Origin of the sequence: Pseudomonas sp. (assembly GCF_017744435.1) — a bacterium.
GTDB lineage: Bacteria > Pseudomonadota > Gammaproteobacteria > Pseudomonadales > Pseudomonadaceae > Aquipseudomonas.
In genome coordinates this window covers 78934-102389 of record NZ_JAGIBG010000007.1, presented here as the reverse complement: position 1 = coordinate 102389, position 23456 = coordinate 78934, and the positions used below count along the sequence as shown (strand labels likewise).

Genomic DNA, 23456 nt, shown 5'->3' with positions numbered 1-23456 from the left:
TGCACCTCTCACTCAATCCATTTCGAGCAGACAGGAAGATATGCATGAAGTCCTTGATCTTAGCGTTTGCCTTGATGGCCAGTTCACTTTCAGCCGGAGCTGCCGACATGTCCCATGGCGCCAACAATTTCTACAAGAGCGAACAGGTTTCGTCCGAACGGGTGGCCTTCAAAAATCAGTTTCAGATGACTACGGTTGGCAACCTCTTTGTTCCTGAAAACCTGAAGCCCGGCACCCGCTACCCGGCCATCATCGTCGGCCACCCAATGGGGGCGGTGAAGGAACAAAGTTCGAACCTCTATGCGCAGAAGCTGGCGGAGCAGGGCTTTGTGACCTTGGCAATCGACCTGTCGTTCTGGGGTGAAAGCGATGGCCGCCCGCGCAATCTGGTTGCGCCGGACATCTACGCCGAAGACTTCAGTGCGGCGGCCGATTTTCTTGGCGCCCAAGGAATGGTTGATCGCAACCGGATCGGTGTACTGGGCATCTGTGGCAGCGGCAGCTTCGTCATCAGCGCGGCGAAGATCGACCCTCGAATGAAAGCGGTCGCCACTGTCAGCATGTACGACATGGGCGCTGCCAACCGTAACGGCCTCAAGCATGGCGTGACAGTCGAGCAGCGCAAGCAGGCCATTGCCGCAGCGGCTGCTCAGCGCGATGTCGAGTACGCGGGAGGAGAAACGCAATACACCAGCGGCACGGTCGAGAAACTGACCGGGAGCTCCAATGCCATCGAACGAGAGTTTTTCGACTTCTACCGCACGCCTCGGGGTGAGTTTACGCCCAAGGGCACGTCGCCCTCGATGACGACTCATCCAACGCTGACCAGCAACGTCAGGTTCATGAACTTCTATCCCTTCAATGACATCGAGACGATCTCGCCACGTCCGATGCTGTTCATCGCGGGAGAACATGCCCATTCCCGAGAGTTCAGTGAAGAGGCCTATCGCCTGGCAGGTCAGCCGAAGGAACTGATGATCGTGCCCGGCGCCGGCCATGTCGATCTTTATGATCGTGTCGCGTTGATCCCCTTCGGCAAGCTGGCCGCTTTCTTCCGCGAAAGCCTCAAGTAACTGCCGCTCAGGCATCGGCTCAGCCCCTAACGGGCTGGGCCCAGCCATGCGCACGTTGTAGTTTGGAGATCGAGCACTGTCATGACGAGTTCAACCCTAACGCTGCCTAAATCCAATCGCCGGGTCTGGAGCGCAGTCCTGGCGATGTCGCTGTGTGCGTTCGCCCTGGTGGCGTCTGAATTTCTACCTGTGAGCCTGCTCACGCCGATTGCCTCTGATTTGTCACTGACTGAAGGCCAGGCCGGGCAAGCCATTGCCATCTCGGGCTTGTTTGCCGTAGTCACCAGCCTTCTACTCGCCAGCCTGACTCAAGGCATCGACCGCAAGCCTGTACTGTTGGTCACGACCGCCTTGATGATCTTATCCGGTGCAATGGTAGCGTTTGCTCCGGACTACCTTACCTTGATGGTGGGCCGCGCCGTGCTCGGGATCGCCATTGGTGGTTACTGGTCGATGTCCACTGCCGTCATGATGAGGATTGCGCCTGAAGCGCTCGTTCCCAAAGCCATTGCGCTCATGCAAGGTGGCACTGCCTTGGCCACCGCCATTGCTGCCCCGGTCGGAAGTTACCTGGGAGGTATCATCGGCTGGAGAGGGGCATTCGTCTGCGTTGTGCCTTTGGCTGCCATGGCGTTGATCTGGCAGGCGTTCACTTTGCCAAAGATGCCGAGCGAACGTAGCTCCGTCGGAGCGACCGAGGCCTTGCGCCTGGTGAAGGACAGCAAGGTCGCGCTTGGCATGGCAGCAGTAGCACTACTGTTCATGGGGCAGTTCACGCTGTTCACCTATCTACGACCGTTTCTGGAAACGGTTACGCTTGTCGATGCCTCAACGCTCTCGCTTGTGCTGCTGATCATCGGTGTTGCGGGCTTGCTGGGCACGATGTGGGTGGGGTCGCTTGTCAGCCGGCACCTATTCAGGGTGCTGCTCGGCATTCCACTGCTCATGGCCTTGTTAGCCTTCGCGGTCGTCGCAATGGGCACCTGGATCATTCCAACGGCGGTTCTATTGGGGGCCTGGGGCTTGATTTCCACCTGTGCGCCAGTGGGATGGTTCACCTGGCTGGCCAGGATCTTGCCCGAGGATGCCGAGGCCGGAGGCGGCTTGATGGTCGCTGTGATACAGCTGGCGATCACGACGGGCGCAACGTTTGGCGGGATGCTTTATGACCACGTTGGTTATCAGGCGACATTCATTGCCAGCGGGCTGATGCTGCTGGGCGCAACTGCTTTGACCAGCAGGGTAAGGCGAGGCTAGCGGGAGGGGCTAGCCATGTTCGCCAGGTGCCTCTCCAAGGCGCTCGTTGCTCGACTGCCTGTGTGTTCGTCGACGCCCACCTTCAGAATTTGGCAAAACCGCTCAAGCTGCGCCTGCGTGATCCCGGTATTCATACTGATTCGCATGTGTGCCTGAAGCTGCGGCTCCACCCCAATCAGCGCGGATAGCATACCCACCGTCGCCAGTTCTCGGGTTTGCCAATCCAGGTTGTCCCGCTCGAAGATTTCGCCAAACAAATGGGCGCGCAGATACTGATTGGCAATTGGCGCGAAGTCGAACAAAGGCCCTTCAACCCTCGACCCCGATAGCTTCGTCTGATTGGCTGTGCCTGCAGCCAGCAAGGCGTCGCCTTGTGGTATTGGACGGGCAGGCTCGCGACCTGGATCGTCAGTGATGCCACGCTGTTTGCGGGCTTCCAGTACTCGCATCAGTTCCGTCAGCGCATTGAGAGAGCGAGGAAAGCCGGCGTAGGCATAGAGCTGGACGAGCACTTCGCGCAGTTCGCTGACTGTCAGGCCCGTCTCCAAGGCCTTGTCCAGAGCGGTATTCAAGCGCGGCATGTCGCCAGCCGCGGCAAGTGCGGCCAGGACGACAACAGCCTGTTGTTGCTCGCTGAGCGAGGTAGAACTCAATGGGTGCGAAAATGATGAGGTCATTGAATTTTCCGTTCCGATAGCGTCAGACCAGGCCGTATCCGCAGTACCCAGTCCAATCATGAATGTGATCGCCATGGCGACTTGCCCCCAGTTACTGAGCACGTGGTTCATCGGCTCAGTCTCTTTTGGCTGGGCCGCTCAAATAGGCGTCATCAGTGACGGGCTCCAGCCAGTCCACGGCCTTGCCATTCAGAGACTCATTGATCGCGACATGCTGCATGGCGGTGGTGTCGGTCGCGCCATGCCAGTGACGTCGGCCACAGTTGCACCAGATCAGGTCGCCCGTCCGGATCTCGGTCTTCGGCCCGTCCTCGCACTGCGTCCAGCCTACGCCATCGGTGACGAGCAAGGCCTGGCCCAGAGGATGGGTGTGCCAGTGTGTACGAGCCCCCGGCTCGAAGTTCACCACCGCAACACCAACCCGTGCAGGGGCAGGGGCTGTGAAGACACGATCGATGCGTACCCGTCCCGTGAACCATTCGGCAGGCCCCTGGATGGCTTTGGCTGAACCTGCGCGGTGAATCTGCATATCAGCGCAGGGAAGGTTGTTATCAGTCATGGTGTTTAAAACCTCTCGAAAATCGGCTTGAGAGAACTGTACTCACCGCGTTTTAATTCGAATATTGGCAAAATCCAGAAATCGGTTTGAAGCTGGGCTTAATAATGAAGGCAGACAACTTGAGCGATCTGGCGGTTTTCGTGGCCGTGGCCAGGGAGCGTAATTTCACCCGGGCAGCGGCGCATCTGGGGGTCTCACCATCGGCCGTCAGCCAGATAATTCGGGGTCTGGAGGAACGCCTCGGGGTGCGGCTACTCACGCGCACCACCCGAAGCGTCACCAGAACCGAAGCGGGGGAGCGGCTGCTGCAAGAGATCGCGCCGCTGTTGGATCAGATTGACGGGTGCCTGGGCGCGCTGACGGAATTCGGCCAACACCCGTCAGGTACGGTGCGCATTACCGCTGACGAATTCGCCGCCCGCAACGTGATTTGGCCCAAGCTGCAGTCAGTAATCGAGTCCTATCCAGACATCACGATCGAGTTGGTGACCGACTACGGCCTGACGGACATCGTTGCCGAGCGTTTCGACGCGGGCGTGCGACTGGGCGGCATCATCGATGCCGACATGGTAGCGGTACCCATTGGGCCACCCATGCGCATGGTGACCGTCGCGTCACCTGCCTACCTGAGGCGATACGGCGTACCCCAGCGGCCTGAAGAGCTGATGACCCACCGCTGCATCAACCTGCGTTTGCCTACGCACGGAGGTCTTTACCCCTGGGAGTTCACCTGCGATGGCAACGAGTTCCGTGTCCGAGTACAAGGGCCCCTGATCATGAACAGTTCGCTGCAGATTCTCGACGCCTGCCTTGCCGGGGCAGGGCTGGCCCAGGTGACCGATGCCCATGTGCAGGCATACATCAGCAGCGGCGCGCTTGAGGAGGTGTTGGGTGAGTGGTCGGAAATGTTCCCTGGCTACCATCTCTATTACCCGACACGCCGGCAGCAAACAGCTGCATTCAAGGTGGTTCTGGATGCACTCCGGAGTGCGGGTGCGCCGACATGAGACCCTCGTCGTTTTCACGTTTGGGAAGGTGAGGGCATGAAGGCTGATGAGCCCGCGCTATCACGCGGGCGCTTGTGTGAGCCGTGATCAGAACCCTTCCAGGACAATCTTGCCTCGGGCCTTGCCGCTTTCGATCAAGGCGTGGGCACGTTTGAGATTGTCGGCACAAATGCTCCCAAAATGCTCCCCGACAGTCGTTTTCAGTATGCCGTCGTCGACCAGTTGCGAAACACGTTCGAGCAGTTGGTGCTGCTTGATCATGTCTTCGGTCTTGTACAGCGAGCGGGTGAACATGAGCTCCCAGTGCAATGACAGCGATTTGCGCTTGAGCGGCATGACATCCAGCTGTGCCGGATCATCAATCAGTGCGAGCTTGCCTTGTGGACGAAGCACTTCCACCAGTTGTGGCAGGTAGGTGTCGGTGTGCGTCAGGCTGATCACATAATCGATCGGATTAAGCTTTAGCTCTTCCAGCTGAAGTGGGATCGACTCGGCGTGGTCAATGACATGATGAGCGCCCAACGCTTTGACCCAGGCTTGAGTCTCAGGCCTTGAGGCAGTGCCTATGACGGTAAGCTGCGTCAGCTGCCTTGCCAGCTGTACCAGGATCGAGCCCACACCGCCTGCAGCTCCTACAACGAGCAGGCTCTGCCCTTTACCGCCATTTTCTTCGACGGCTAGACGGTCGAACAGCAACTCCCAGGCAGTGATGGAGGTGAGGGGCAGGGCGGCGGCACTGGCGTTGTCCAGGCTGCGAGGCTTGTGGCCGACAATGCGCTCATCCACCACATGGAGCTCGCTATAGCTGCCTGGTCGGTCAATGGCGCCGGCGTAGAACACCTCGTCCCCTGGCCTGAATAGCGTTACCTGTGGGCCAGTCTCGCGGACAACGCCGACAGCATCCCAGCCGAGAACCTGTGGTTGCTCCCCGCCACGGCTGGCCCGAATCTTCGTATCAACCGGGTTGACCGCAATCGCCTTGATCTCGATCAGGAGATCCCGGGCACCGGGCTTCGGTGATGGCAACTGCGCGTCGAACAGTGACTGGGGATCCTGGATCGGCAAGCCAGCCTGGGTGTAAACGACAGCCTTCATGGGTTCTACCTCTTTGGAAATCGAAAAGTGGGTGCAGGCTATTCGTTTTGATTCACGCAAAAAACAGCCTGAATGGAGTAAGACTTTCTCGATGGCGATGAAAATACTGTGAAGCGCGTGCGTCCGTGCCAGTCATCAATTGCCATTCGGTGGAAAATCAATCTCCGTCATGGCCACATTGTTGAGGTAGTTGGTCAGCGTCAGCAGGGAAACCTGGGCGATGATATCGACGATTTTCACGTCATCGAGCCCTGCTTCCCGTGCCGCCGCCAGCTGCGCATTGCTGACCTGGCCTCGACTCAGCGTAACCGCCCTGGCGAATGCAGCAACGCCGTCGAGTGTGCCGGCCCGTGCAGCCAGCAGCGCGTCAGCATCCAGACCAACGTTGCCGCCAAAGAAACTGTGAGCGGCGATGCAGTAGTCACAGCCATTCACCGCTGATGCAGCCAGGGCCGCTACTTCACGCTCGGCGGGGCTGAGGCTGTTCTTGTTCAGCGCTTGCGACAGCGCAAGATAGCCACCGAGGGCTGCAGGGGAATGGGCGAGGGTGGCGAAGGCATTCGGAATAAAACCCAAGCCTTTTTCCACGCCTTGCAAGGCGGTACGGGCAGCGGTGGGCGCCTGGTCGAGCGTCAGTGCAGCGATGCGAGTCATGATTGCGTTTCCTGTGCGGGTGATCACTTGGCGTTGTAGCGCGGGGCGAGCTGGTTGCTGGACAACTGGCTGAACAGTGCTTGCCGGCTGGACTCGTAGTGATAAAAAGCTTGCAGGTCATGCAGCGACGGGATGGAGAGCAGCACATCGTTGTCGAAATCCTGCAGTGCACCCTCGACCAGGTCATGGGCTGACATGACGATACTGGGGTCCAGGTTCTCGACAGGCAGGCCGCCGATCTGCCAAAAGTCGGTCGCGGTAGCGCCTGGCAAAACCGCCTGGACTTTGATGCCGCTGTCTGCAAGCTCTTTGTGCAGGGATTGGCTGAAGGCGGTGACAAAGGCCTTGCTGCCGCCGTATACACCGTTGAGCAACTCTGGAGCCAAACCTGCGATGGACGAGATGTTGATGACGGCGCCTTGCTGGCGGGCGACGAAACCTGGAACGGCTGCGTAGGTAAGGCGGGTCAAGGCGGTGATGTTGAGGCTGATCATTTCGGCCATGCGTTCGACATCACTTTCCAGCAGGCTTGTGTGAGTGCCGATGCCGGCATTATTCACCAGCAGCCTGATGCTGACGTCTTCACGTAGTTTGCGCTCGACCTTCACCAGGTCATCAGTTTTGGAAAGATCAGCCGGAAAAACCTCCACGTTCTGCTGGGTCTCGGTGGTGATCCGGCTGGCCAGGGCGTTGAGGCGCTCCCGGTTGCGGGCCACCAGCACGAGGTCATAGCCCCGGCGAGCCAGGCGCTCTGCGTAGATCGCGCCGATTCCGCTGGAAGCGCCGGTGATGAGCGCGGTGCCTTTGGATTGCTGCGTCATGGTCATGCTCCGTTGTGTGGGTGTGGCGCCATGATGCAGAAGGTCGCTTTCGTCTTAAACGACACATAAGATACGTTTTCAGGACATCGCATAAGGAGTCATTCGATGCACCGGGTCGGCTATCTGATAACCGAAGGTTTCCAGGTCATGTCTTTGGCCACGCAATCCGTGTTCGAGTTTGCCAACATCGTTGCCGGCGAAACGGCTTACAAGATCCAGAATTTTTCCATCAAGGGTGGAACGGTGCGCTCCTCACTGGGGATGTACATCGACACGCTTCCCTTGGGCGCGCCCGGCTTGGCCGACACCTGGATGATTACCGGGACGTTTACGCCGCTCACGCCGCCGAGTGAGGAGGTACTTGCCAGTGTGCGAGGTTTTGTCGACGGGGCGCGGCGCACGGCAGGCCTGTGCACGGGCTGCTTCGTGTTGGCGCAGGCAGGCGTCCTCGACAATCGGCGAGCAACGACACACTGGGCCTATGCCAACAAGCTGCGCGAGCACCACCCGAAAATAGAAGTCGAAGAAGACCGGATTTTCATCGTGGATGGGCCCATATGGACGTCTGCAGGCATGACCGCCGCCCTGGATATGGCGTTGGGCATGGTGGAAAAAGACTTGGGAGCCGACATGGCCCGGTCGGTGGCGCGCAAGTTGGTGATGCATCAGCGCCGCTCCGGTGGGCAATCCCAACACTCCGAGTTGCTGTCGCTTTCGCCGAAGTCGGATCGCATTCAGACGGCGCTGGATTACGCCCGCAAGCACTTGAACCGTCAGTTGAGTGTCGATGAACTTGCTGAAGTCGCGCACTTGAGCCCCAGGCAGTTCACTCGCGTATTCACCGCAGAAACTGGGCAATCACCGGCCAAGGCAGTGGAAAGCCTGCGTCTGGAGGCAGCTCGGTTGATGATCGAGCAAAGCCGACACAGCCTGGATGTGGTGGCCAAGGAGACAGGCTTCAGGGATCGCCGACACATGCGAGAAGTGTTTGTTCGCGGTTTTGGCGTGCCGCCTCAGGCAGTACGCAGGGATGCCAGGCGAGTAGTAGTCGGCTGATAAAAGGGGCCACTCGTGTGGCCCCGCGAGTAGCCTATGCCGAGATGAAAGCGGCAATGTGACCAGCCGCCGCCTCCGGGTACTGCATGTGAGGCCCGTGGCCAGCGCTTGGGAAGCTCACGAGAGTCAGCGTCGGCAGCTGGCTGTTCAGGGCGTACCAGTTCTCGACCGGGAATACGATGTCGTGGTCGGCGCCCAGGTGGAGTAGGGGGACAGTAGTACTTTTCAGTGCATGTAACACCGCTTCGACTGGAAAGACTGGGTTTTTGGGCCCGTCTCCCAGTTGCTGGGCCGCCCACTCGACAGGCACTTGGGGGCTGCGATCCGCCATGCGTGAAGCCAGTCGTGCCCAGGCCCTCTCGGCTGCTGCTCGGCTGGTATCCGAGGCTGGCTCGAAGAAAAGGCTTACGAAATCCTCGAAGTCATTCTCTCGACGAGCCAGTTCATAGAACAGGGCTTCACCGGGTATGGCCAACTGACCGGGTGGCGTCGTACCCATCAGTACGGCATGGCTTACCAGTTGTGGCGCCTGCGCCAGTACCACCTGAGCGGCAATTCCCCCGAGTGACCACCCACCAATCACAACTTTGCCAAGCTCCAGCGCCTGGATGAGCTCAATTGCATCCTTGGCCAGTGCTCCCGGATTGTAGCTAGGCGTGCCGCTTGATTGGCCCAGTCCGCTGTAGTCAAAGACAGTCACCTGAAAACCGCGCTCGGCCAGCTTGTCGAGGAACAGCGGGTCCCAATCGTCCATCGTGCCGCGGTATCGAACCAGCAGTACCAGCGGCTGGCCGCTACCGATCGTTCGATAAGCCAGGCGACGGTCATTCACTTCAACAAATTGGGTTGGAGCGGTAATGGCAGTGGCTGAAGCGTTCATGATTTGCACATCCTGGATGAGGTTGTCTGCAATCCTGACCTCGACACGACGGTCCATAAACGTCGTTTAGGGGTGTGATTCAGGACGCGTGATTGCAAACAACCTGTCGCTGGCATCCGAACGAAGTGAGCCAGCGGCGAGTGAAACGCTCAGGAGGTGGTAGAGGCAGTGCTCATTCAATCGTCGTGCAGCAACCCGGAACTGTACTCGCCAAAGCTGTTGCTCAACGCGTTACCGTGGAAATTCATCTGCTTGCCACTGTTCGTCGGCCCCGGACCAAACCCCGCCGGCGCCACGGAGTCGACCGAGTAATCGTTTCGGGTACTCACACCCGAAGCCGAGCAGGCGCTCAACAACACAGCACTGGCCAGCAGTGAAACTTTGACGAGGTTAGCGATCATTTTTGAATTCCTGTGGAGTTGAGGCGCGGGAACATGACCCTTTGGTGCTTATCGTAGGCCTCGCGGTGGCGGTTCATCATGAAACTTTTCCTGGCTCGAGCCAGTTCTGATTTACCTGCCGATGCACAGCTATAAACGGAGGCTCGATCCACCGACAGGCTCTCGTGGAGGCTTAACACCGCCGCATGTAATCCAAGAGTGTGGCGACGATGAATAGAGTGCGCTCGTGCCGCTCTGGCTCATCCTGGGCCATCCGTTCAGCGGTCACCAGCACGTAGTCCCACTGCAAGGGCGTCAGGGCGCGATTGGAGCCTTCTTCTTGCGGCGCTCCACGGTTGAGGGTGCGCTTCTTGATCATCCGGAAAGGGTTAGCCGCAGCTGTCCCGTCTTCGATTATGTATTCAAAGAACCGACTGCAAATCGTGTAGATCTGGTTGAGGGTGCTCGGAGATGGCTTGTAACGAGCCACGCTCAAGGCCACGCCAGGCTCTGTATCCAGGGAGGTGGCGTCTGGCTTTAACTTCAGGTCATTCGGTGAGACTTTGAATTGCTTCAGACTGAATGGCCTCCATTTCTCATTGGCCATGACAGGATCACCCCAAGCGGATTCAGTCTGATCGCTGGTCACGAAACGGTCGCAAACCTTCAAAACGCGATTGGCGCATCATAGCTTTGCGAAATCTCGTTCGTAGGTAAGTGAAAACAGACACGAGCGGGCGAATCTACCTAATACTCAATTTAACATAATATGCATTATGCGCAGATTCATGTATCCCTCACGGGCCACACCTGGGGTACATTTCAAATCCGCAGACGTCGCCCAGGCCGTTCAACTAGCCATTCAAGGATGCCCCATGGCTCACCACCCATCAGCCGACCAGATCATCGATCTTTACCACCGCCACGCTTCGGCTTGGGATCGACTGCGCGGTAATCATCTGACTGACCACAAATGGATCGAACGTTTTCGTGCGTTGCTGCAGCCATCTGATGTGGTGCTTGATCTGGGCTGCGGTTCTGGCCAGCCCGTTGCGCGATTCCTGATCGAGGCTGGCTTGTCGCTTGTCGGTGTGGATGCTTCCGCGAAGATGCTTGCCATGTGCCGCGCACGTTTCCCCGAACAGCAATGGATTCACGCAGACATGCGCACGCTGCAACTTGATCGACAGTTCGCTGGCATCCTGGCCTGGAACAGCTTTTTCCATCTCAAGCCCGACGACCAGCGCCGGATGTTCCCGACATTTCAGAAGCACGCTGCGCCGGGCGCTTATCTGATGTTCACCAGCGGCCCGTCCCATGGCGAGGCGTTGGGCGAATTCGAGGGTGAAACCCTTTATCACGCCAGCCTGGATCCAAAGGAATATGTAAGCCTGCTGCAGAGCCATGGTTTTGAAGCCCTGGATCACATCGTGGAAGACCCGGCCTGTGGCGGCCTGACGGTGTGGCTTGCCCGCTCCTGCTATTGAATGTCATCGCTTTTTGGTTATAACTACACTAAATGTTCATTTAGTGTAGTTATATAAAGAGTGTGCTCCGCCCACTGCTTTGCAACTTTTTCACCAATTCTTCACTGCCCTCGCACTTTTTGCTGCCTAGGATTCGCCGACAATTTGCCTGCCCGCAGAGTCAGCCATGCATCAGAGAAGAACCGATCAACGCGCGCTGCTGTTACTACTTGCCACTACCGCTGTTTTATTGATGCTGGGCCTGGGTAGTCGCGAACTTTGGGGCGCGGAAACCCGCTGGGCGAACATCACCCTGCAGATGCTGCAAAGCGGCGACTACTTTGACCCGTATCTCAAGGGTGGCGCCTATTACGACAAACCCCTGCTGTCCTACTGGCTGATCACTGCCAGCGCCTGGTTGACCGGTGGCCTGGGCCCTTGGTCGCTGCGCCTGTCCTCCGTCATCGCCGCGTGGTTCAGCGTTTGGCTGGTCTACCTGCTCGGAGAGCGGTTGTTCCGCAAAGGCACTGGACTGGTAGCCGGCTGGATGCTGGCCACGACCTTCTACTTCGTGTTCTGGGCACGGGTCGCCACCGCCGATATCCTGACGGTGTGCGGCGTGCTGGCGGCGGTCTGGTGGTACTGGCGTGGGCCGGACGATACGCGTTTCTGGCGCTATGTCGGCTTCTTCGGGCTGTTGGCTTTGACCTCGCTGTTCAAGGGCCTGATCGGCTTCATCCTGCCAGGCCTGGTGTTGCTGCCGCACCTGCTGAGTGAAGGCCGTTGGCGCCGCCACCTGAACCTGCGCCTGCTGGCTGCGCTGTTGCTGGCCGGAGCGCTGTACATGCTGCCGTTTCTACTCTCGCACCTGTACGGCGCGCCCAACTACGGCGAAAGCGGCCTCGGGCTGGTACTGCGGGAAAACGTGGTGCGGTTCTTCCAGCCATTCGACAACCTCGGGCCGATCTACACCTACCTGGTGTACCTGCCGGTCTACACCCTGCCCTGGGCGCCCTGCTGGATCATTGCCGTGTGGGTCGCCCTGCGCCACTGGCGGCAGATCGAGCCGGATACCCGCTGGCTGATTCAGGGGCTTGGCCTGCTGATGCTGTTCTTCACCGCCAGTGGCAGCAGGCGCAGCTACTATGTGCTGCCGCTGGTGCCGTTCGCGCAACTGCTCGGTGCCTGGTGGATCACCCGCCGCATGGCCCTGCGCGAGGCCGCCGGGCGGCGTCTGCAGGCCGGCTTCGCGGTCACCGCCGTGTTGCTGCTGGCGGTGCTGGGCATCCTGGTGCCCTGGAGCAATGGCGGCGGCGGCGTGATCCGCTTCGGCGAGGCCGTGCGTGAGCAGGCGAGCCGCCAGGCACCGCTGGCGCAATGGCAAATGGTCATGGTCGAGGTGGATAACAAGGTGCCGATGTACCTCCAAACGGGTGGTGCCCCCTTCTACTATGTGGCGCAAACCGAGGATTACCCCCGCAGCGGCGACACCGCCACCTTGATGGCCTGGCTGGAGCGTACCAGCGGCAAGCACTGGGACCCGCAGCGTACGATCATCGTCGCGCATTACCTCCACGGCGAGGCGCCGCCCTTTGGCTACCTGGAGAGCGATCACCAGATCGTCACCACCCAGCCCAGCCGTGGCGAGCAGTGGCTGCACGCCCGTGATGAGCAAAGCGTGGCCTATATTCCCAAGGCCTGAGCCAGGGCTCTCGCTCGGCTGTAAACCTGCAACTAATGGCGGCTTTTCGGTCAACTACCAGCACAGTGTTACAGCCATCCGAATGGATGTTTAAACGTATTAAATTTGTTGGTAGGTTCACACTTCGTTCAGCAACCTGAACCTTAGCTGTCTGTGTTTGCAATGTAATGATTACGCGACCCTTTTTTTATACTTCTTTCACAAAATCAAGCATAACCTTGGGCGGATAAGCCCCTGACAATCACGACGGCATGGATGACTGAGCCCCTGCAGAAAAAACCTGACCTGGCGCAACACAACAACTTTTAGCCTGTGCAGTCGATGCAAAAAACTTCTTTGCGTCTACGCTGGCAATTGAACCAATGAAATCAATGGGTTCTGTCATTTTTCCTGTATCACCGAGGTGCTCATGAGTGAGGCGTTTCTCCCCTTCTCTCGTCCTAGTATGGGCGAAGAAGAAATTGCGGCCGTCGAAAAAGTCCTGCGTTCGGGCTGGATCACGACCGGGCCACAGAACCAGGCACTTGAAGAGCAGTTCGCGCAGTACGTCGGTTGCCGCCATGCGGTAGCCCTGTCATCGGCCACTGGCGGTATGCACATCGCCTTGCTGGCACTGGGTATCGGCCCGGGGGACGAAGTCATCACCCCGTCGCAGACCTGGGTGTCCACGGCCAACATGATTTCCCTGCTCGGTGCCACGCCGGTATTCGTTGATGTCGATCGCGACACCCTGATGACCGACGCGTCGCGCATCGAGGCAGCCATCACCCCGCGGACCAAGGCCATCATTCCGGTGCACTACGCCGGCGCTGCCTTCGACCTCGACCCGCTGTACGCACTCGCCGACAAACATGGCATTGCCGTTATCGAAGATGCCGCCCATGCCGCCGGTACCCGTTACAAAGGCCGCCATGTCGGTGCCCAAGGCACAGCGATCTTCTCGTTCCATGCCATCAAGAACATGACCTGCGCCGAAGGTGCGATGTTCGTCAGCGACGACGAAGCCCTGGCCAGCCGCGTGCGCATGCTCAAGTTCCATGGCCTGGGTGTCGATGCCTATGACCGCCTGACCCACGGCCGCAAGCCCCAGGCCCAGGTCATGGAGCCAGGCTTCAAGTACAACCTTGCCGACATCAACGCCGCCATCGCCCTGGTGCAACTCAAGCGCCTGGATGCGATCAACGCCCGCCGTACCGAGCTGGCCGCCCGCTACCAGCAACGCTTCGAAGGCCTGCCAGTGCAGCCCCTGGCCGTGCCGACTGCCTACCCGCAGCAGCACGCCTGGCACCTGTACATCCTGCGCATCGACAGCGAACGCTGTGGGCTGGACCGCGAAGCCTTCATGAAAGGCCTGCAGGAGCGCGGCATCGGCACCGGCATCCACTTCATCGCCACCCACCTGCATACCTGGTACCGCCAGCGTGATCCACAGCTGTCGCTGCCGAACACCGAATGGAACTCGGCGCGGCTGTGCTCCATTCCGTTGTTCCCCGACATGACCGACCAGGACCAGGACCGGGTCGTCACTGCCATTGAACAGGTTGTGGGGAAACGCCCGTGAGACCGTACCCAATCAACTGCGTGTCCATCGTCATCCCGGTCTACAACGAGCAGGAAAGCCTGCCCGAGCTGCTGCGCCGCACCGGCGCAGCCTGCCAGCAACTGCGTCACCCCTATGAAATCGTGCTGGTCGACGACGGCAGCCGCGACAACTCGGCGCAAATCCTCGAAGACGCCGCCCAGGCCGAGAACAGCCCGTTCGTGGCGGTCATCCTCAACCGCAACTACGGCCAGCACGCGGCGATCATGGCCGGTTTCGAACAGTGCAAGGGCGACGTGGTGATCACCCTCGACGCCGACCTGCAAAACCCGCCGGAAGAAATCCCGCGCCTGGTCGCCGAAGCCGAACGCGGTTTCGACGTGGTCGGCACGGTGCGCAGCAATCGCCAGGACTCGGCCCTGCGCCGCTGGCCGTCGAAGGTCATCAACTACGCGGTCAAGCGCTCCACCGGCGTTGCCATGAGCGACTACGGCTGCATGCTGCGTGCCTACCGGCGTACGGTGATCGACGCCATGCTCGCCTGCCGCGAGCGCAGCACCTTCATTCCGATCCTGGCCAACAGCTTCGCGCGCCACACCACCGAGATCCTGGTGACCCACGCCGAGCGTGAACACGGCGATTCGAAGTACAGCCCGATGCGCCTGATCAGCCTGATGTTCGACCTGATCACCTGCATGACCACCACGCCGTTGCGCCTGCTGAGCATCGTTGGTTTCAGCATGGCCGCGCTTGGCGTGCTGTTCGCCTTCGGGTTGATCGTGCTGCGCCTGGCGTTTGGCCCGGGCTGGGCCGGTAATGGCCTGTTCGTGCTGTTCGCCGTGCTGTTCGTGTTCACCGGCGGCCAGTTCATCGGCATGGGCCTGCTTGGCGAGTACCTGGGGCGCATGTACAGCGACGTGCGCGCCCGCCCGCGGTTCTTCATCGAAAAAGTGCTGCGCAGCGGTCCACCGCCTGTGCCGGCACAAAGCGTCACCGTTGATGGTTTCAATTCCACTACTTCTGGTCAGGTTCACTCATGAGTGCAAAAACGGTTGTCTTCGCGTACCACGATATCGGCTGCGCCGGCATTGAAGCCCTGCTCGACAGCGGCTATGACATCGCAGCAGTGTTCACTCATGCCGACGATCCCAAGGAAAACACCTTCTACGCTTCGGTCGCACAGCTGTGCGCCCGCAAAGGCATCCCGGTGCATGCGCCGGAGGATGTCAACCACCCGCTGTGGGTCGAGCGCATCAGCCAGCTCAACCCCGACTACCTGTTCTCGTTCTACTACCGCAACCTGCTGAGCGAACCGCTGCTGGCTACCGGCCGCAAAGGCGCGTTCAACCTGCACGGCTCGCTGCTGCCGCGCTACCGCGGCCGCGCCCCGGCCAACTGGGTGCTGGTCAACGGTGAAACCGAAACCGGCGTGACCCTGCACCGCATGGTCAAGCGCGCCGATGCCGGCGCCATCGTCGCCCAGCTGCGGGTGGCCATCGAACGCAGCGACACCGCGCTGAGCCTGCACGGCAAGCTGCGCGCCGCCGCCGCCGACCTGCTGCGCGACACCTTGCCGAACCTGCGCCAGGGCAAGGTCAGCGAAACCCCACAGGATGAATCGAAGGCCACGGTGTTCGGCCGTCGTACCGCGGCCGATGGCCGCCTGGACTGGCAAGCGCCTGCCGAAACCCTGTTCAACCTGGTGCGCGCGGTGACCCAGCCCTACCCTGGCGCCTTCTGCCAGGTCGGCGAGCACAAGCTGATCGTCTGGAGCGCCGAGGTGGTCAAGGGTAACGATGGCCTGGCCCCAGGCCGGGTGATCAGCACCGACCCGCTGCGCATTGCCTGTGGTGAGGACTCGCTGGTGATCAGTGCCGGCCAGCGCAACGACAACGGCCTGTACCTGAGCGGCTCGCAACTGGCCAATGAACTGGGCCTGGTCGAAGGCTCGCTGCTGCGTGGCACCGACGCCCGCCGCAGCGTTCGCCGCACCCGGGTATTGATCCTTGGCGTCAACGGCTTCATCGGCAACCACCTGTCCGAGCGCCTGCTCAGCGACGAGCGCTACGAAGTCTACGGCCTGGACATCGGCTCCGACGCCATCGAGCGCCTGCGCAACCACCCACGCTTCCACTTCGTCGAAGGCGACATCAGCATCCACTCCGAGTGGATCGAGTACCACATCAAGAAGTGCGACGTGGTGTTGCCACTGGTAGCCATTGCCACGCCGATCGAATACACCCGCAACCCGCTGCGCGTGTTCGAGCTGGACTTCGAAGAGAACCTGCGCCTGGTGCGCTACTGCGTCAAGTACAACAAGCGCGTGATCTTCCCGTCGACCTCGGAAGTCTACGGCATGTGCCAGGACACGAACTTCGACGAAGACACCTCCAACCTGGTGGTCGGGCCGATCAACAAGCAGCGCTGGATCTACTCGGTGTCCAAGCAGTTGCTCGACCGGGTCATCTGGGCCTATGGCCAGAAAGGCCTGAACTTCACCCTGTTCCGCCCATTCAACTGGATGGGCCCACGCCTGGACCGCCTGGACTCCGCGCGTATCGGCAGTTCCCGGGCCATCACCCAGCTGATCCTGAACCTGGTGGAAGGTACGCCGATCCGCCTGTTCGACGGCGGCGAGCAGAAGCGTTGCTTCACCGACATCGCCGACGGCGTCGAGGCCCTGGCACGGATCATCGACAACGACAACGATGCCTGCAACGGCCAGATCATCAACATCGGTAACCCGGAAAACGAAGCCAGTATCCGCCAGTTGGGCGAAGAACTGCTGCGCCAGTTCGAAGCCCACCCGCTGCGCAGCCACTTCCCGCCGTTCGCCGGTTTCCGCGACGTCGAGAGCAAGGCGTTCTACGGCGGCGGCTACCAGGACGTGTCCCACCGCAAGCCGAGCATCGCCAACGCCAAGCGCCTGCTGAACTGGGAGCCGACCGTGGAGATGCGCGAAACCATCGGCAACACGCTGGACTTCTTCCTGCGTGAAGCAATGCGTGAGCTCGAGGCCCGTCCGGCAGAAGAAGCACGCTGATGCAGGCAGGTTTGCGCATCGATGTCGATACCTACCGCGGCACCCGTGAAGGTGTGCCGCGCCTGTTGGAGCTGCTCGACGAGGCGCAGGTCAAGGCGACGTTCTTCTTCAGTGTCGGGCCAGACAACATGGGGCGCCACTTGTGGCGCCTGATCCGCCCGCAGTTCCTGTGGAAGATGCTGCGCTCCAATGCCGCCGGGCTGTACGGCTGGGACATTCTCCTGGCCGGCACCGCCTGGCCCGGCAAGCCGATTGGTCGCGACCTCGGGCACCTGATGCGTCAGGCCCGGGACGCCGGCCACGAGGTCGGCCTGCACGCCTGGGACCACCACGGCTGGCAGGCCAATGCCGGGCACTGGAGCATGGCGCAGCTGACCGAGCAGATCCGTCAGGGCGTCGACACCCTCAGTGACATCCTCGGCGCGCCAGTGGACTGTTCGGCCGTCGCCGGTTGGCGCGCGGACGAGCGGGTCATCGAGGCCAAGCAGGCGTTCGGTTTTCGCTACAACAGCGATTGCCGGGGCACAAGCCTGTTCCGCCCTCGCCTGGCCGACGGCTCGCCAGGGGCACCGCAGATACCGGTGGACCTGCCGACCTTCGACGAGGTCGTCGGCCCACAGGTGGCTGCCGCGCAGTTCAACGCATTCATCCTGGGGCGCTTCCGCCCACAGGCACTCAACGTCTACACCATCCATGCAGAGGTAGAAGGGATTCTGATGGCTCAGGACTTCCGCCAGTTGCTGGCCGATGCACGCCAGCGCGAGATTACGTTCAAACCCTTGGGCGAGCTGCTCCCCGCCCCGCTCGACTCCTTGCCCGTTGCCAGTGTGCAACGCGGCACCCTGCAAGGCCGTGAGGGCTGGCTGGGAGTGCAAGGCTCATGAGCAGACGCTGGACGCTACCGCTGCTGCTCGGCCTGTTCGTACTGGCCTTCCTGCTGCCACTGGGCGGCCATGGCTTGTGGATCCCCGACGAAACCCGCTACGCCCAGGTCAGCCAGGAGATGCTGCTGACCGGCAACTGGGTCTCGCCCCATTTCATGGGGCTGCGCTACTTCGAAAAACCCGCAGCCGGCTACTGGATGATCGCCCTCAGCCAAGGGCTGTTCGGCCAGAACCTGTTCGGCGTGCGTTTTGCCTCGGCACTGAGCGTCGGCCTGAGCCTGATCCTGTGCTACCTGGTGGCACGCCGGCTGTGGAACGACCCGCGCAAGAGCCTGGTCTGCACCCTGATCTACATGAGCTTCTGCGTCATGGTGGGCCAGGCCGTCTATGCCAACCTCGATCCGCAGTTCACCCTTTGGGTCAACCTCAGCCTGGTGGCCCTGTGGTTTGCCGTAGACAGCCGCAGCAACGGCCAGCGGCTTGCCGCCTGGGCGGTACTGGGGCTGGCGTGTGCCATGGGCTTCATGACCAAGGGTTTTCTCGCCTGGCTGCTGCCGGTGCTGATCGCGTTGCCGTGGATGCTCTGGCAGAAGCGCTGGCGCGAACTGTTGGTGTACGGGTCGGTGGCCGTGGTGGTGGCGATCGTCGTCAGCCTGCCCTGGGTACTGGCGGTGCATCTCCAGGAACCGGACTACTGGCGGTTCTTCTTCTGGCATGAACACATCCGCCGGTTTGCCGGTGACGATGCCCAGCACAGCGCGCCCTTCTGGTACTACCTGCCGCTGCTGGTGGCCTACAGCCTGCCCTGGATCGCCATACTGCCGCCGGCCCTGAAACAGGCCTGGCAGAGCCGTACCCAGGCCAAGGTCGTGTTCCTGCTGCTGTGGCTGCTGTTGCCATTGCTGTTCTTCAGCCTGAGCAAGGGCAAGCTGCCGACCTACATCTTCCCGTGCCTGCTGCCATTGGCCCTGCTGATCGGCCACGCCGTGGAAGAACGGCTGCGCCTGCATCAAGGCCGCGTGCTGGGCATCAACGGCTGGCTCAACGTGGTGATGGGCGTGGTCGCCCTGATCGCACTGGCCTGGCTGCAATTGAAGAAGCCCGTGTACGACCACGAACTGACCGGCTTGCTGCTGATGTGCGTGGCCCTGGCGGGGTGGACTGTCGCCAGTCTGGCCCAGGCCCTGTCGCCGCTGCGCTGCTGGGCGGCTCCGGTGCTGGGCAGCCTGCTGTTGATGGCCCTGCTGCCGGCGGCAATGCCCAAGTCGGTGGAAGGCAACAAGATGCCCGACCAGTTCATCCTGCAGCACCTCGACGAACTGGCAGGCGCCACTCACCTGATGAGCAACGACCTCGGCGCGGCATCGGCACTGGCCTGGCGCCTGAAACAGCCGAACGTGGCGTTCTACAACACCATCGGCGAACTGAAGTACGGCCTGGCTACCCCGGAAGGTCAGGGGCGCCAGCTGAACGACAAGAACGTTCGCCAGTGGATCGATGACGCCCGCCGCAGTGGCACGGTTGCCGTGGTGATGCGGGTCAAAGGTGAGGACGAGCAACGTGAGCTTGCCTTGCTGCCTGACGATGGCACCCGCTATCACCAAGGCAAGATGGTGATCCTCATTCTGCCCAGAGTATCGCCATGAGCTGGCTGCTGCTGTTGACGGCCTGCCTGCTGACCTGCCTGGGCCAGGTGGCGCAGAAGTTCGCCGTGGAAGGCTGGCGTGGGCAAGTGGGGCCGTGGACGGACAAGTTGCGTTCGCCCTGGCTGTGGCTGGCCCTCCTCGCCCTCGGCAGCGGTTTGCTGGTCTGGCTGCTGGTACTGCAGCGCATGGAGGTGGGTATCGCTTATCCGATGCTCAGCCTGAACTTCGTGGTGATCACCCTGATCGCCCGCTTCGGCTTCCATGAACCGGTCGATCGCCGTCACTGGCTGGGGGTGGCCCTGGTCATAGCCGGTGTGGCACTGCTGGGGCAGCAATCATGAGTCAGCGCCTTGGCATCGCGTTCGCCCTGGGCAGCGTGCTGCTGGTCAGCGGCGCCCAGTTGGCCATGCGCTGGAGCATGACCCGCCTGCCGCAGCCTGGGCAGTGGCTATCGGCGCTGACCGGCCAGGGCATCGATGCCCTCGCCGTGGCCGTGGTGTTGGCGGCGATCGCCGCCTATGGCCTGTCGATGCTCTGCTGGCTGTTGGCCCTGCGTGATCTGCCATTGGGCCGGGCCTACTCGCTACTGAGCCTGAGCTACGCCTTGGTTTATGTGTTGGCGGCCAGCCTGCCGCTGTTCGATGAATCATTCAGTTTGAGCAAATCACTGGGCGTGGCACTGGTCATGCTCGGCGTCATTACGATCAATACGCGTCCGGCCCGTTCGCCCGCATTAAGGAGTGCTCCATGAAAATTACAGTGTTTGGTAGCGGGTACGTCGGCCTGGTGCAAGCCGCGGTCCTGGCCGAAGTCGGCCATGATGTGGTGTGCATGGATGTCGATGAGAAAAAAGTCGAGTTGTTGCGCCAAGGCCATGTCAGCATCTTTGAACCGGGCCTTTCGAGCCTGGTGCGCGAAGGCCTGGATGGCGGCCGGCTGCAATTCACCACCGATGAAAAGCTGGCCGTCGAGCATGGCCGCGTCGCCTTCATTGCCGTCGGCACCCCTTCCTGCCCGGATGGCTCGGCGGACCTCAAGTATGTGCTGTCGGTCGGCGATGCGGTCGCCCGCCACCGCCAGCAACCGTTGATCCTGGTCGAAAAATCCACCGTGCCGGTCGGCACCGGTGACACCCTGCGCGCGCACATCACCACCGCGCTCGATGGCCGTGAACTGCGCATCGATATCGTGTCCAACCCGGAGTTCCTCAAGGAAGGCTCGGCCGTCGCCGATTGCCGCCGGCCAGACCGTATCGTCATCGGTTGCGAGGGTGAAGACGTGCGCGATGTCATGCGCGACCTCTACTCACCGTTCAACCGCAACCATGACCGCATCATGTTCATGGACCTGCGCAGCGCCGAACTGACCAAGTACGCCGCCAACTGCATGCTCGCCACCAAGATCAGCTTCATCAACCAGATCGCCGAGTTGGCCGAGCACCTGGGTGCCGATATCGAATCGGTGCGCCAGGGCATCGGTGCCGACACCCGCATCGGCTACCACTTCATCTACCCAGGCTGCGGCTATGGCGGCTCGTGTTTCCCCAAGGACATGCGTGCGCTGATCCACAGTGCCGGGCAGGTGAATTGCTCCAGTGACCTGCTGCAGGCGGTCGAGGCGATCAACGAGCGCCAGAAGCACAAGCTGTTCGAGCGCATCCATGCGTTCTACAACGGCGACCTTGCCGGCAAGACCTTTGCCGTGTGGGGCCTGGCGTTCAAGCCCAACACCGACGACATGCGCGATGCCCCCAGCCGCGTGCTGCTTGAGTCACTGTTTGCCGCCGGTGCCAGCGTGCGTGCCTTCGACCCGGAGGCCATGCAGGAAACACAGCACCTGTATCCGGATGAAGAGAAACTGATGCTGATGGGCACCCCGGAATCGGTGCTGTCCGGTGCCGACGCGTTGATCATCTGCACCGAATGGCAGCAGTTCAAGGCGCCGGATTTCGAGCTGATCCAGCAACGCCTGAAGGCACCGGTGATCTTCGACGGGCGCAACCTCTATGACGCCGAGCGCCTGTCGCGCAAAGGTTTCAAGTACTTCCCGATCGGTCGTGGCGATTCCTGCCAGCTGCCGGTTTCCCCGCAACTGCCCCGCCAGGGTTCGAAAGCAGCGTGAAGACACTGCCTCTCACCGTTCGCCGGCAGTCCCTGCTTGCAGGGCTGCTGGCACTGCTGCTGTTCTGCGCCGGGGTGTACGGGCAGGCGCCGATCGGCTTCGACTCACGTTTCGTGCTGTTTGCCCAGGAGATGCTGCGCCATGGGCCGACGGTGTTCCCGACTACCTACGGGCAGCCCTATGCCGACTACACGTCGCTCTCGACACTGTTCATCTGGCTGCTGTCACTGCCCTTCGGGGTGGTCAATGGCCTGAGCGCATGGCTGCCCAGTGCCATCGCCGGCGCGGTGATCGTGACCCTGATGTACCGGCTGTTGGCGCCGTTTTCGCTACGCTGGGCATGGAGCAGCATTGCCCTGCTGCTGCTGACCGTCACTTTCGTCAGTGAAGTCCGGGCCGTGTCGCAGGACCTCATGCTGGCGGCCGTCGCCTTCAGCGTGTTCTACCTGGGTTACGCCCACGACCAGCATGCAGCCGGGCGGCGCTGGCCGCTGGTGTTCGCCTTGTTGCTGTTGGGGTTCGGCATTCGCGGGCCGATCGGCCTGGTGGTGCCGACCGGCATGCTGTGCAGTTATTACCTGCTGACGGGTCAATGGCGGCGGATGCTGCTGTTTGGTGTGCTGGCCAGTCTGCTGCTGGTCGCCAGTGTCGGCCTGCTGCTGTGGATGGCCAAGGCCAGCGGCGGCCAGGCGTTTCTGGATGATGTGATTCGCATGCAGTTCATGGGGCGCATGGACGGCAGCGAGGGCGCCAGTAGCCCGCTGTACTACTTCACCAGCGCAATGGGCAACTATGCGCTGGCCTATCCATTGGCGCTATTGGCCTTGATCGCCGCATGGCTGGGCCGTGCGCAACTGCAGGGGCCGGCGCTGCGTCTGGTCGGTTACTGCGCGGCTGCCGCGTTGCTGGTCATGGTCGGGCTGTCGATCCCCCTGGCGAAGAAGGCCCGCTACCTGCTGCCGATGTTGCCGATGGTTGCGATCATCGCCGCCTACCCGTTCCAGGTGGCACAGGGGCGGTTGTTCGCCTGGCTGCGCGGTGCAATCCAGGGGCTATGGCTGCTGATGCCGGGGCTGATGATGATTGCCTTGCTTGTGGCTCAGCGCCGTTTCCCCGAGGAAACCGGTTCCATCACGGTGCTGATGGTGGTACTGGCGGCGTTGCAGTTGTGGGCGCTGTCGCGCCTCGTGCAGCCACGCTGGCGTGCCGAGGTCAGCGCCGGCTGTGCGGTGATGGCGTTGTGGCTGGTGTATGTCGCGGTGTTCGAACCAGTGGAGCGCCGTCTGTATGACACCCGCAGCTTCACCCAGGCCGTGCTCGCACAGGTTTCGCAGCAACCTGCCCCGCTGGTGCTGCACCGTCTGGGTCAGGATGCCAAGGCCATCAAGTTCATGGTCAACCTCGACCAGGACCTGCGACCGCAGTTCACCGAGACCCCCACACAACTCCAGGCTGTACAGGGGCCGGCGTGGCTGATGATGGATCGACACGACTTTCAAGCCCTGCAAGGCACGCCGATGCAAGCCCTGCAGCCGCAAATCAGTGGACGCTTCGACAACAACGACTATGTGCTCGTGTACCTCGGGCACTGAAGA

The 23456-nt window shown here is 61.1% G+C and carries 23 protein-coding genes; 15 read left to right on the top strand and 8 right to left on the bottom strand.

What is annotated here, in order from left to right:
* Nucleotides 1-44: 44 nt before the first annotated feature.
* Both J7573_RS07325 and J7573_RS07320 read left to right on the top strand, forming a co-directional pair.
* On the top strand, nucleotides 45-1073 hold the full coding sequence (locus J7573_RS07325) for an alpha/beta hydrolase (RefSeq protein ID WP_294331794.1): 1029 nt from the start codon (nucleotides 45-47) through the stop codon (nucleotides 1071-1073).
* An 81-nt stretch (nucleotides 1074-1154) separates the two neighbouring features.
* Complete coding sequence (locus J7573_RS07320) at nucleotides 1155-2330, top strand: MFS transporter (RefSeq protein ID WP_294331791.1); 1176 nt, start codon at nucleotides 1155-1157, stop codon at nucleotides 2328-2330.
* On the opposite strand, the gene J7573_RS07315 is transcribed toward J7573_RS07320, so the two are convergent.
* Nucleotides 2327-3067, bottom strand: a complete 741-nt coding sequence (locus J7573_RS07315; RefSeq protein WP_294331888.1) for a carboxymuconolactone decarboxylase family protein — start codon at nucleotides 3065-3067, stop codon at nucleotides 2327-2329. The two genes, J7573_RS07320 and J7573_RS07315, sit on opposite strands and share 4 nt — an antisense overlap.
* A 55-nt stretch (nucleotides 3068-3122) precedes the next feature.
* The gene (locus J7573_RS07310; RefSeq protein ID WP_294331788.1) at nucleotides 3123-3566 is read right to left on the bottom strand and encodes a cupin domain-containing protein; all 444 of its coding nucleotides are present in this window, start codon (nucleotides 3564-3566) and stop codon (nucleotides 3123-3125) included.
* A 104-nt stretch (nucleotides 3567-3670) separates the two neighbouring features.
* On the opposite strand from J7573_RS07310, the gene J7573_RS07305 reads away from it, so the two are divergent.
* Nucleotides 3671-4573 carry a LysR family transcriptional regulator gene (locus J7573_RS07305; RefSeq protein ID WP_294331784.1) on the top strand — a complete coding sequence of 301 codons (903 nt, stop codon included), beginning with the start codon at nucleotides 3671-3673 and terminating at the stop codon, nucleotides 4571-4573.
* Nucleotides 4574-4660: 87 nt separating this feature from the next.
* On the opposite strand, the gene J7573_RS07300 is transcribed toward J7573_RS07305, so the two are convergent.
* The 3 genes from J7573_RS07300 to J7573_RS07290 all read right to left on the bottom strand — a co-directional run bounded on the left by J7573_RS07300 (nucleotide 4661) and on the right by J7573_RS07290 (nucleotide 7143).
* A complete protein-coding gene (locus J7573_RS07300) occupies nucleotides 4661-5668 on the bottom strand; it encodes a zinc-binding alcohol dehydrogenase family protein (protein ID WP_294331780.1) in 1008 nt (335 codons plus the stop codon).
* 135 nt (nucleotides 5669-5803) lie between these two features.
* The gene (locus tag J7573_RS07295) at nucleotides 5804-6322 is read right to left on the bottom strand and encodes a peroxidase-related enzyme (protein ID WP_294331778.1); all 519 of its coding nucleotides are present in this window, start codon (nucleotides 6320-6322) and stop codon (nucleotides 5804-5806) included.
* A gap of 23 nt (nucleotides 6323-6345) precedes the next feature.
* On the bottom strand, nucleotides 6346-7143 hold the full coding sequence (locus J7573_RS07290; RefSeq protein ID WP_294331776.1) for an SDR family oxidoreductase: 798 nt from the start codon (nucleotides 7141-7143) through the stop codon (nucleotides 6346-6348).
* Nucleotides 7144-7248: 105 nt separating this feature from the next.
* On the opposite strand from J7573_RS07290, the gene J7573_RS07285 reads away from it, so the two are divergent.
* Nucleotides 7249-8199 (top strand): GlxA family transcriptional regulator, encoded by a 951-nt coding sequence (locus J7573_RS07285; RefSeq protein WP_294331774.1) that lies wholly within the window; start codon nucleotides 7249-7251, stop codon nucleotides 8197-8199.
* A gap of 34 nt (nucleotides 8200-8233) precedes the next feature.
* Here J7573_RS07285 and J7573_RS07280 read toward each other — a convergent pair whose 3' ends face one another.
* The 3 genes from J7573_RS07280 to J7573_RS07270 all read right to left on the bottom strand — a co-directional run bounded on the left by J7573_RS07280 (nucleotide 8234) and on the right by J7573_RS07270 (nucleotide 10066).
* Nucleotides 8234-9136: an alpha/beta hydrolase gene (locus J7573_RS07280; protein WP_294331769.1), complete on the bottom strand. Its 903-nt coding sequence runs from the start codon at nucleotides 9134-9136 to the stop codon at nucleotides 8234-8236.
* Between the two features lie 119 nt (nucleotides 9137-9255).
* A complete protein-coding gene (locus tag J7573_RS07275) occupies nucleotides 9256-9480 on the bottom strand; it encodes a hypothetical protein (protein WP_294331766.1) in 225 nt (74 codons plus the stop codon).
* A gap of 172 nt (nucleotides 9481-9652) precedes the next feature.
* A complete protein-coding gene (locus tag J7573_RS07270) occupies nucleotides 9653-10066 on the bottom strand; it encodes a hypothetical protein (protein ID WP_294331764.1) in 414 nt (137 codons plus the stop codon).
* A 268-nt stretch (nucleotides 10067-10334) separates the two neighbouring features.
* Here J7573_RS07270 and J7573_RS07265 point away from each other — a divergent pair, with 268 nt between their 5' ends.
* The 11 genes from J7573_RS07265 to J7573_RS07215 all read left to right on the top strand — a co-directional run bounded on the left by J7573_RS07265 (nucleotide 10335) and on the right by J7573_RS07215 (nucleotide 23453).
* The gene (locus tag J7573_RS07265) at nucleotides 10335-10946 is read left to right on the top strand and encodes a class I SAM-dependent methyltransferase (RefSeq protein WP_294331762.1); all 612 of its coding nucleotides are present in this window, start codon (nucleotides 10335-10337) and stop codon (nucleotides 10944-10946) included.
* A 166-nt stretch (nucleotides 10947-11112) separates the two neighbouring features.
* Nucleotides 11113-12627, top strand: coding sequence for a glycosyltransferase family 39 protein (locus J7573_RS07260; RefSeq protein WP_294331759.1), 1515 nt, complete (start codon nucleotides 11113-11115; stop codon nucleotides 12625-12627).
* Nucleotides 12628-13036: 409 nt separating this feature from the next.
* Complete coding sequence (gene arnB / locus J7573_RS07255) at nucleotides 13037-14188, top strand: UDP-4-amino-4-deoxy-L-arabinose aminotransferase (RefSeq protein ID WP_294331755.1); 1152 nt, start codon at nucleotides 13037-13039, stop codon at nucleotides 14186-14188.
* On the top strand, nucleotides 14185-15207 hold the full coding sequence (gene arnC / locus J7573_RS07250; RefSeq protein WP_294331752.1) for an undecaprenyl-phosphate 4-deoxy-4-formamido-L-arabinose transferase: 1023 nt from the start codon (nucleotides 14185-14187) through the stop codon (nucleotides 15205-15207). The genes arnB and arnC overlap by 4 nt, the downstream gene beginning before the upstream one ends.
* Entirely contained in the window at nucleotides 15204-17210 is a 2007-nt protein-coding gene (arnA, locus tag J7573_RS07245; protein WP_294331750.1) for a bifunctional UDP-4-amino-4-deoxy-L-arabinose formyltransferase/UDP-glucuronic acid oxidase ArnA, read from the top strand. The genes arnC and arnA overlap by 4 nt, the downstream gene beginning before the upstream one ends.
* Nucleotides 17210-18094, top strand: coding sequence for a 4-deoxy-4-formamido-L-arabinose-phosphoundecaprenol deformylase (gene arnD / locus J7573_RS07240; RefSeq protein WP_294331747.1), 885 nt, complete (start codon nucleotides 17210-17212; stop codon nucleotides 18092-18094). Before arnA ends, arnD begins: the two co-directional genes overlap by 1 nt.
* Nucleotides 18091-19740 carry a lipid IV(A) 4-amino-4-deoxy-L-arabinosyltransferase gene (gene arnT, locus J7573_RS07235; protein ID WP_294331745.1) on the top strand — a complete coding sequence of 550 codons (1650 nt, stop codon included), beginning with the start codon at nucleotides 18091-18093 and terminating at the stop codon, nucleotides 19738-19740. Before arnD ends, arnT begins: the two co-directional genes overlap by 4 nt.
* Nucleotides 19737-20081, top strand: a complete 345-nt coding sequence (gene arnE / locus J7573_RS07230; RefSeq protein ID WP_294331742.1) for a 4-amino-4-deoxy-L-arabinose-phosphoundecaprenol flippase subunit ArnE — start codon at nucleotides 19737-19739, stop codon at nucleotides 20079-20081. Before arnT ends, arnE begins: the two co-directional genes overlap by 4 nt.
* Nucleotides 20078-20491: a 4-amino-4-deoxy-L-arabinose-phosphoundecaprenol flippase subunit ArnF gene (gene arnF / locus J7573_RS07225; protein WP_294331740.1), complete on the top strand. Its 414-nt coding sequence runs from the start codon at nucleotides 20078-20080 to the stop codon at nucleotides 20489-20491. Before arnE ends, arnF begins: the two co-directional genes overlap by 4 nt.
* Nucleotides 20488-21861, top strand: a complete 1374-nt coding sequence (locus J7573_RS07220; RefSeq protein ID WP_294331738.1) for a UDP-glucose/GDP-mannose dehydrogenase family protein — start codon at nucleotides 20488-20490, stop codon at nucleotides 21859-21861. Before arnF ends, J7573_RS07220 begins: the two co-directional genes overlap by 4 nt.
* Nucleotides 21858-23453, top strand: coding sequence for a glycosyltransferase family 39 protein (locus J7573_RS07215; RefSeq protein ID WP_294331736.1), 1596 nt, complete (start codon nucleotides 21858-21860; stop codon nucleotides 23451-23453). The genes J7573_RS07220 and J7573_RS07215 overlap by 4 nt, the downstream gene beginning before the upstream one ends.
* Nucleotides 23454-23456: the final 3 nt, after the last annotated feature.

What these genes read in the sequence shown, in the direction of transcription:
- J7573_RS07300 (WP_294331780.1), bottom strand. Translation starts at nt 5,668, where the DNA reads ATGAAGGCTGTCGTTTACACCCAGGCTGGCTTGCCGATCCAGGATCCC.
- J7573_RS07315 (WP_294331888.1), bottom strand. Translation starts at nt 3,067, where the DNA reads ATGATTGGACTGGGTACTGCGGATACGGCCTGGTCTGACGCTATCGGA.
- J7573_RS07220 (WP_294331738.1), top strand. Translation starts at nt 20,488, where the DNA reads ATGAAAATTACAGTGTTTGGTAGCGGGTACGTCGGCCTGGTGCAAGCC.
- J7573_RS07290 (WP_294331776.1), bottom strand. Translation starts at nt 7,143, where the DNA reads ATGACGCAGCAATCCAAAGGCACCGCGCTCATCACCGGCGCTTCCAGC.
- J7573_RS07275 (WP_294331766.1), bottom strand. Translation starts at nt 9,480, where the DNA reads ATGATCGCTAACCTCGTCAAAGTTTCACTGCTGGCCAGTGCTGTGTTG.
- J7573_RS07260 (WP_294331759.1), top strand. Translation starts at nt 11,113, where the DNA reads ATGCATCAGAGAAGAACCGATCAACGCGCGCTGCTGTTACTACTTGCC.
- arnB (WP_294331755.1), top strand. Translation starts at nt 13,037, where the DNA reads ATGAGTGAGGCGTTTCTCCCCTTCTCTCGTCCTAGTATGGGCGAAGAA.
- J7573_RS07270 (WP_294331764.1), bottom strand. Translation starts at nt 10,066, where the DNA reads ATGGCCAATGAGAAATGGAGGCCATTCAGTCTGAAGCAATTCAAAGTC.
- J7573_RS07320 (WP_294331791.1), top strand. Translation starts at nt 1,155, where the DNA reads ATGACGAGTTCAACCCTAACGCTGCCTAAATCCAATCGCCGGGTCTGG.
- J7573_RS07310 (WP_294331788.1), bottom strand. Translation starts at nt 3,566, where the DNA reads ATGACTGATAACAACCTTCCCTGCGCTGATATGCAGATTCACCGCGCA.
- J7573_RS07285 (WP_294331774.1), top strand. Translation starts at nt 7,249, where the DNA reads ATGCACCGGGTCGGCTATCTGATAACCGAAGGTTTCCAGGTCATGTCT.
- J7573_RS07305 (WP_294331784.1), top strand. Translation starts at nt 3,671, where the DNA reads ATGAAGGCAGACAACTTGAGCGATCTGGCGGTTTTCGTGGCCGTGGCC.
- J7573_RS07325 (WP_294331794.1), top strand. Translation starts at nt 45, where the DNA reads ATGAAGTCCTTGATCTTAGCGTTTGCCTTGATGGCCAGTTCACTTTCA.
- arnD (WP_294331747.1), top strand. Translation starts at nt 17,210, where the DNA reads ATGCAGGCAGGTTTGCGCATCGATGTCGATACCTACCGCGGCACCCGT.
- arnE (WP_294331742.1), top strand. Translation starts at nt 19,737, where the DNA reads ATGAGCTGGCTGCTGCTGTTGACGGCCTGCCTGCTGACCTGCCTGGGC.
- J7573_RS07280 (WP_294331769.1), bottom strand. Translation starts at nt 9,136, where the DNA reads ATGGACCGTCGTGTCGAGGTCAGGATTGCAGACAACCTCATCCAGGAT.
- arnA (WP_294331750.1), top strand. Translation starts at nt 15,204, where the DNA reads ATGAGTGCAAAAACGGTTGTCTTCGCGTACCACGATATCGGCTGCGCC.
- J7573_RS07265 (WP_294331762.1), top strand. Translation starts at nt 10,335, where the DNA reads ATGGCTCACCACCCATCAGCCGACCAGATCATCGATCTTTACCACCGC.
- J7573_RS07295 (WP_294331778.1), bottom strand. Translation starts at nt 6,322, where the DNA reads ATGACTCGCATCGCTGCACTGACGCTCGACCAGGCGCCCACCGCTGCC.
- arnF (WP_294331740.1), top strand. Translation starts at nt 20,078, where the DNA reads ATGAGTCAGCGCCTTGGCATCGCGTTCGCCCTGGGCAGCGTGCTGCTG.
- arnT (WP_294331745.1), top strand. Translation starts at nt 18,091, where the DNA reads ATGAGCAGACGCTGGACGCTACCGCTGCTGCTCGGCCTGTTCGTACTG.